Source organism: Porphyromonas sp. CAG:1061 (assembly GCF_000435035.1).
Lineage (GTDB): Bacteria > Bacteroidota > Bacteroidia > Bacteroidales > Porphyromonadaceae > Porphyromonas_A > Porphyromonas_A somerae.
Map to the genome: position 1 here is coordinate 1 of NZ_HF988879.1, position 5,727 is coordinate 5,727.

Here is a 5,727-nt window from a genome sequence, read left to right on the forward strand (position 1 = left end):
AGTATGGAGACTGGACCCTGGGATTTTCATCCAGCTTGGTGGTATTATTGGTTTCATCGGCAGTATTCAGGAGCCAAGTCACATTGGAGGTGGCGGGGGTTCAAATCGGGATGGGTAGTAGACTTTAATGAGGGTAGATATGCTCCTAACTCTAGGTTAAGAGCTTCTATGCTACTAACTGCAAAACTATCAAAGAAAGAGTACGAATCAATCACTAAGCAAGTATCTAACGTTCACAAAAGAGAGCTAGCAAATATTGCCGATAGAAGTGTAGACATCGTACAAACTGACTACAAACAGATATTCAACAAACTAGAAATATTAATAGCGAAATACATAGTAGAGTATAGGAATGAAATAGGTAGTGATGAACTCCTTAAGGAGTTTATTACAGAACATCAAAAGATAAAGGAAAGCATTGAAATGATGCACACAAGCTATGTTACAAACATCGATAGGCAAAGAGTTTATTTGGAACAACTCAAAAAACTTGAGGAGTTAATAATGAAATGTCGCTCTTGCCTAGAAACGAACCATATGTTTAATGTATTAGATCAGTATAAACAAGATGCAAGAATTCTTTGACGATAATTTTTTAACCCTAGTGACTTCACTTAATGGTTTTTTCAAAAGCTATTATGGTCACTTTGTGGGTATGGGCAAAGCCATAGGAGCTGTATTGTGCTTAGTAATAGTAGCCAAGGAAGCATTTCAAATGATGTTACTCAAGAGAAGTGTTGATGTTCTAGTATTTATTCGTCCCATATTGATAAGCACGGTTCTTGCATTTTGGGGACCAGTAACTTCTTCACTTCGTATGCCATTTGACGGCATTGAAAAGTGGGCAAAAACAAGTGTATATCAAAAAGAAGTTGCTAAAGTAGAACAGCTACACGTACAACGCTGGAAAGTGAAGCTCAATCAATATAACATCCTGCAAAAAGCTCGAGCAGAAGCAGAATTAGCTAATGATCAAATGAAGCAAAAGAAAAGCTTCTGGGATCAAGTAGTCGGCACTGTTAAAAGTATGTGGGGTAAAGCAGTAGACGCCTACAGAACAGTTTACGACCTCAAGCATACAATCAACAACAGTGTATATGAATGGATAATAGAAACAATATCCAAAATCGTTTGGTATTCCTGCGTATTGCTCACTTTTTTTGCCAAAGAGATTGCATTGGGAATACTAACCATAACAGGCCCGATTTCAATAGGCATGTCGGTTCTACCTATATGGAAAGATAATTGGGCTAGTTGGTTAAGCAGGTACCTATCATTTTGTCTATATGGATTTGTAGCCTATATGATTATGGCTGCAGCAATGCAACTATTTAAATATGGCATTCAAGTTGACATTAAGCAGTTATCAACACCAGGATTTCCAAGCATTTTTAATTACAACTACCTCTATTCTCTTGTGGCTGCTGTAGTAGGTGGATATGGACTAAAAATGACTCCTGAAATTGTTAGCTGGATATTCCCAACAGGCACTTCTCAAGCTGTAAATGCCTTTGTAAATGGCATTCAAAGGTCAACTACAAAAGCGATTAGCACAGGAGCTAAAGCAACGGCAGGTGCAATTTGAAACTGAATCAAAATATGATAATCAAAAACATAGAATCAAAGATAAAGCTTGCATTGATAGTTAGCATACTTTCAATAGTATCAGGGCTAAGCCTTGCTTTTTTAGGAGTGTATCAAGGCATTCGCATTGCAGAAAATGCTAGCGAGCAAATTTATGTCTTGAACGTCGATGGGGTTCCATCGCTTGCTCAGCGGAGCGACTCAGAAGCGAGTTTTGAACTTGAAGCCAAGAGTACAATTAAAACCTTTCATAGGCTATTCTTTACACTTCCGCCAGATGACAAGTATATAGAAAGAACGATAAGTGAAGCCCTATATCTGATTGACGAATCTGGAGTTAAACAACGAAATGCATTACTAGACAAGGGATTCTACAATGACATTCTCTCTCATAGTGCCAACTTCACTATTGTTTGTGATAGCATAACTTTAGATCAGGCATCAATGACCTTTCGCTACTATGGAAAGCAGCGCATAGAAAAAAAATATTCCCTAACCACAAGAGAGCTAATCACTACTGGAGGATTAAGAAAAATTGCACGGACGGAAAACAACCCCTTCGGCTATCTAATCATTGACTACAGGACGATCTCCAACCGTGACTTAGCAGAGGAAAGAAAACAATCATTATGAACAAGAAAAAGCTAAGACGTACGCTAAGTGACAAGGAAATAGCCTTTTTTGCACGATTAGGAGAAAGGATTGGAGGATCATATAGATTGGATATTGCCATCCGAAAGACGAATGATTTTCTTGTGAAGAATAGAAAAATAGCTATGCCACTTATAGTGGTAGTTGCAACATTACTATTCGCCTTTGGTTTTTGGTGGGACTCAAAGAGAGCCGTTGCATCTCCAAATGTGCCTGAGGATCTGATTGTAGCTACTGATACACTCAAAAACTACGATAACTTAATACGAGAACAACAAGAGGAGATTAGAAATGTAATTGACAGCGTAGATTACCTACTTGAAAGGGGAGACTTAACCACTGAGGATTCTTTATATATAGCGTGGGGCATTACGTATTTAAACAATATAAAAGAACTGCAAGAATAATATGAGCAAAAAACAAAATTTCAAATTGGAGAACCTTAGGGATAAAAAGTTCATCTTTCCCCTTTTGATTCTTGTAATCGTACTCATTATTGGGTGGTTTATCTTTGGAATTATCTCTGAAGTCAAAGGTGATAGTAATAATGACCAAACACAATCAGAAGGTGTTGAAGAAATACAATCTATCCCCGCTGGTGAAGGAGGCGAGATTTCAAGCAAATCTGATGCTATGAATGAGAGCTATAAGGAAATGGAAGACTATACTGCTCTAAGCAATCTTTATGACCCGACACTCATCGCATCGGATACGACTGTATATACTGCGGAAGAAATAGCCTATCTAGATTCACTTGAAAGGATTGCCAATATGAATCAGGCTGATATCGATGCTATGAATGAGCAAATCAGAAAGAATAACGAGGAGTTGCAATCTTCGAGAAGTCTCGGAAATCTTGACGATTATAACACTGGCACTTCAAGCGACAATGACAAAGATAATGACTTGCTAAATGAAATGATGCTTTATCAAAAGCTCATCAATGGAGAAGAAATATTAACTCCTGAACAGGAGAGCGAAAGAAGAGAAGCTCAAATAAGAGCTGAAGAGCGACAAAAGGTATATGATGAACTAAATGCTAAAGAAACGAATATGGTTGAGAAAGTCGAAGGCTCAGACAGAACTATATTTAATACCGTTTCGACAAGAAAGCAACAAGATAGTTCCTCACCTAATACTTTTAAGGCTATGGTTGATCAAACCACTAAAGTAGAGCAAGGAAGTAGACTACGCCTAATCTTATTGGAAGACATTAAGGTTTCTGATAAAATAGTGAAAGCTGGCACCCCAATTTATGGTGTAGTTTCGGGCTTTTCTGAGCAAAGAATTGAAGTTGAGGTTACTTCAATTATTGTAAATAAAGAACGTGTAAAAGTGGAGCTTATCGCACTTGATGTAGATGGAATTAAAGGTTTGTATGTTCCAAAATCTGAATTTAGAGATGCATCTAAGGCTGCAGCTTCACAAGCTCTGCAAGGTGGGCAAATGAACATCAACTCAAGCCCTGACAACTTTATTGGAATGGCAGCACAAGCTGTACAGAACGCATATCAAAGTGTTTCTCAAGCTGTATCTAGTAATATCACAAAGAATAAAGCGACTATTAAGTATAATACGATTTTATATCTAACTAACGACAAATAAAACTATATGAAAAAAGTTATTTCCATCGCATTTTTGCTAGCTATAGCATTACTGAGTTCTGGGACAAACCTTTTTGCCCAAATTGAAAGCCAAGAGGCAGGTAGAATTAAAGAAAACCTACCAGTTATATATGTTAATAAAGAGATTTCAACTCACTTTGTAGCCCCTGAAAAGATTGAGTATGTAGACATCTCTATTGCAGATATAGCTGGTGACATACCGCTTTCAAACACTCTCAGAGTTAAACCAACTGTAGAGGGTGCTTCAGGAGTTTTGACAATAACCACTGAGCGTTTTATGGTGCAGTACTTGCTTGTCTATACAGATGATTTAAGCAAAGTATACGCTAGGTATAATATCCCCTACAGTGATGTAAAAAGCTACCTTAACCCAGAGTCAGATATGACTGAATCACAACTGTACGACTACTGCTACCACATTCTCCTCTCCAAAAACAACTACTACAACGTTTCTTCAAGGAAGTATGGGATGAGAATTAGATTGAATAACATATATACGATGGATAAATACTTCTTTCTCGACCTTAGCTTATTCAATCAGACAAATATACAGTACGATATAGAAAATATACGTTTTGTAGTAGAGGACAAACGCAAGACAAAAGCTACAACGTTTCAAAGCATTGAAGTATCACCGCTACTAATTGCTCAGAAAGACAAGAGCTTCAAAAGAAATTATAGAAATGTATTTGTGTTTGAAAAGTTTACATTTCCTGAAGAAAAAGTATTTGTAATTGAGCTTTCAGAAAAACAGCTATCAGGTCGTGTTGTAAGATTAGAGATTGAATATAGTGATGTATTAAAGGCTGACCAGTTCTAGAGATGAAAAAGATATATACTTTGATTATAGCCATCATAGCGTTACTCACCTGCCAAAACTCTCAAGCAGGCGAAAACGATTGGCACTTATATTTATCCCCAACATACTTTGTAAATCCTTTAGCTCGACATTTATTACAGGGTGGTCAGGTAGGATTTGAAAAAGAGCTTTCAAGAAGAAGGCTTGTTGGATTTGCAATTGTAGCTAGAGACCCTTCACTATACAGCGAAAGGTCATTTAAGACTGCAGAATATAGTCTTGCAGGATACTACAAACCAACTCTCTACTTAGGCAAGAACGACAATTTATACATCAGTTTTGGAGGAAATATTGGGTCAGGCTTCAAGGGGTTTACGTTTGGCTTAAACCTCGGATTAGAGTATGAAATCTCCTTAAGGAATAGAGTAAAACTCTTTATAGCCCAGGACAACTTACTTGTTTTTCGCTCTGAAAACTTACTAGTATCAGGGTTATCATTAGGAATTAAAATACCTCTTACAAGATGAAAAAGTATTTACTTATATCCCTTTCGTTAATCTTAACTTCGTGTTCCACTCTACAGCAGAATAGGATTGAGCGACAAGATGACAAGCACTCACATATCCTCACCGTATTGACTCATTATCCACAAGCTATAATTGTGGGAGGTCTTGATACTGATATAGTAGAGCAACTAGCTAAGTATTATAATGCAAAGAACACGATTGGCAATGAAAGTACAGATAGTTTATTGTACAGCTCGAATATAGCTATACAAAGAGATAGCCTTACTGGGGAAGTATTGGGAGCGACAATTCCCTCAGGAATATTATTTGGTTTTGACAGATACGATTTAGAGGAAGAACAACAAGCTGTTATTGATTCATTAATTCGACTACTAGGCACTGATAAAAAGCAGGTTTACATCATAGGTCATACTGATAGCATTGGAAGTGAAAAGTATAATCAAGCTCTGTCTGAAAAACGTGCGGTGTCAGTAAGAAACTACCTAGAAATGAATTATTCCGAAATAATGGAAGTCGTTAAAACCCTTGGATTAGGAGAGAG

Annotated in this window: 8 protein-coding genes; all 8 read left to right on the plus strand. The window is 37.2% G+C overall.

Going from position 1 to position 5,727, the window contains the following annotated elements:
* Positions 1 to 585 (plus strand): DUF5045 domain-containing protein (locus tag QVO39_RS02140; protein WP_288171572.1); only part of this gene is annotated, 585 nt, incomplete at its 5' end.
* Positions 569 to 1,585 carry a TraJ family protein gene (locus QVO39_RS02145; protein WP_021902824.1) on the plus strand — a complete coding sequence of 339 codons (1,017 nt, stop codon included), beginning with the start codon at positions 569 to 571 and terminating at the stop codon, positions 1,583 to 1,585. The genes QVO39_RS02140 and QVO39_RS02145, both read left to right, overlap by 17 nt.
* On the plus strand, positions 1,582 to 2,217 hold the full coding sequence (gene traK, locus QVO39_RS02150) for a conjugative transposon protein TraK (protein WP_288171574.1): 636 nt from the start codon (positions 1,582 to 1,584) through the stop codon (positions 2,215 to 2,217). The genes QVO39_RS02145 and traK overlap by 4 nt, the downstream gene beginning before the upstream one ends.
* Positions 2,214 to 2,642 (plus strand): hypothetical protein, encoded by a 429-nt coding sequence (locus QVO39_RS02155; RefSeq protein WP_021902826.1) that lies wholly within the window; start codon positions 2,214 to 2,216, stop codon positions 2,640 to 2,642. The genes traK and QVO39_RS02155 overlap by 4 nt, the downstream gene beginning before the upstream one ends.
* A 1-nt stretch (position 2,643) precedes the next feature.
* The gene (locus QVO39_RS02160) at positions 2,644 to 3,840 is read left to right on the plus strand and encodes a conjugative transposon protein TraM (protein ID WP_021902827.1); all 1,197 of its coding nucleotides are present in this window, start codon (positions 2,644 to 2,646) and stop codon (positions 3,838 to 3,840) included.
* Between the two features lie 6 nt (positions 3,841 to 3,846).
* Positions 3,847 to 4,680, plus strand: coding sequence for a conjugative transposon protein TraN (gene traN, locus QVO39_RS02165; protein ID WP_021902828.1), 834 nt, complete (start codon positions 3,847 to 3,849; stop codon positions 4,678 to 4,680).
* Between the two features lie 2 nt (positions 4,681 to 4,682).
* Positions 4,683 to 5,186: a hypothetical protein gene (locus QVO39_RS02170; protein WP_021902829.1), complete on the plus strand. Its 504-nt coding sequence runs from the start codon at positions 4,683 to 4,685 to the stop codon at positions 5,184 to 5,186.
* Positions 5,183 to 5,727 (plus strand): OmpA family protein (locus QVO39_RS02175; RefSeq protein WP_288171576.1); only part of this gene is annotated, 545 nt, incomplete at its 3' end. The genes QVO39_RS02170 and QVO39_RS02175, both read left to right, overlap by 4 nt.

What these genes read in the sequence shown, in the direction of transcription:
- QVO39_RS02145 (WP_021902824.1), top strand. Translation starts at nt 569, where the DNA reads ATGCAAGAATTCTTTGACGATAATTTTTTAACCCTAGTGACTTCACTT.
- QVO39_RS02155 (WP_021902826.1), top strand. Translation starts at nt 2,214, where the DNA reads ATGAACAAGAAAAAGCTAAGACGTACGCTAAGTGACAAGGAAATAGCC.
- QVO39_RS02160 (WP_021902827.1), top strand. Translation starts at nt 2,644, where the DNA reads ATGAGCAAAAAACAAAATTTCAAATTGGAGAACCTTAGGGATAAAAAG.
- traN (WP_021902828.1), top strand. Translation starts at nt 3,847, where the DNA reads ATGAAAAAAGTTATTTCCATCGCATTTTTGCTAGCTATAGCATTACTG.
- QVO39_RS02170 (WP_021902829.1), top strand. Translation starts at nt 4,683, where the DNA reads ATGAAAAAGATATATACTTTGATTATAGCCATCATAGCGTTACTCACC.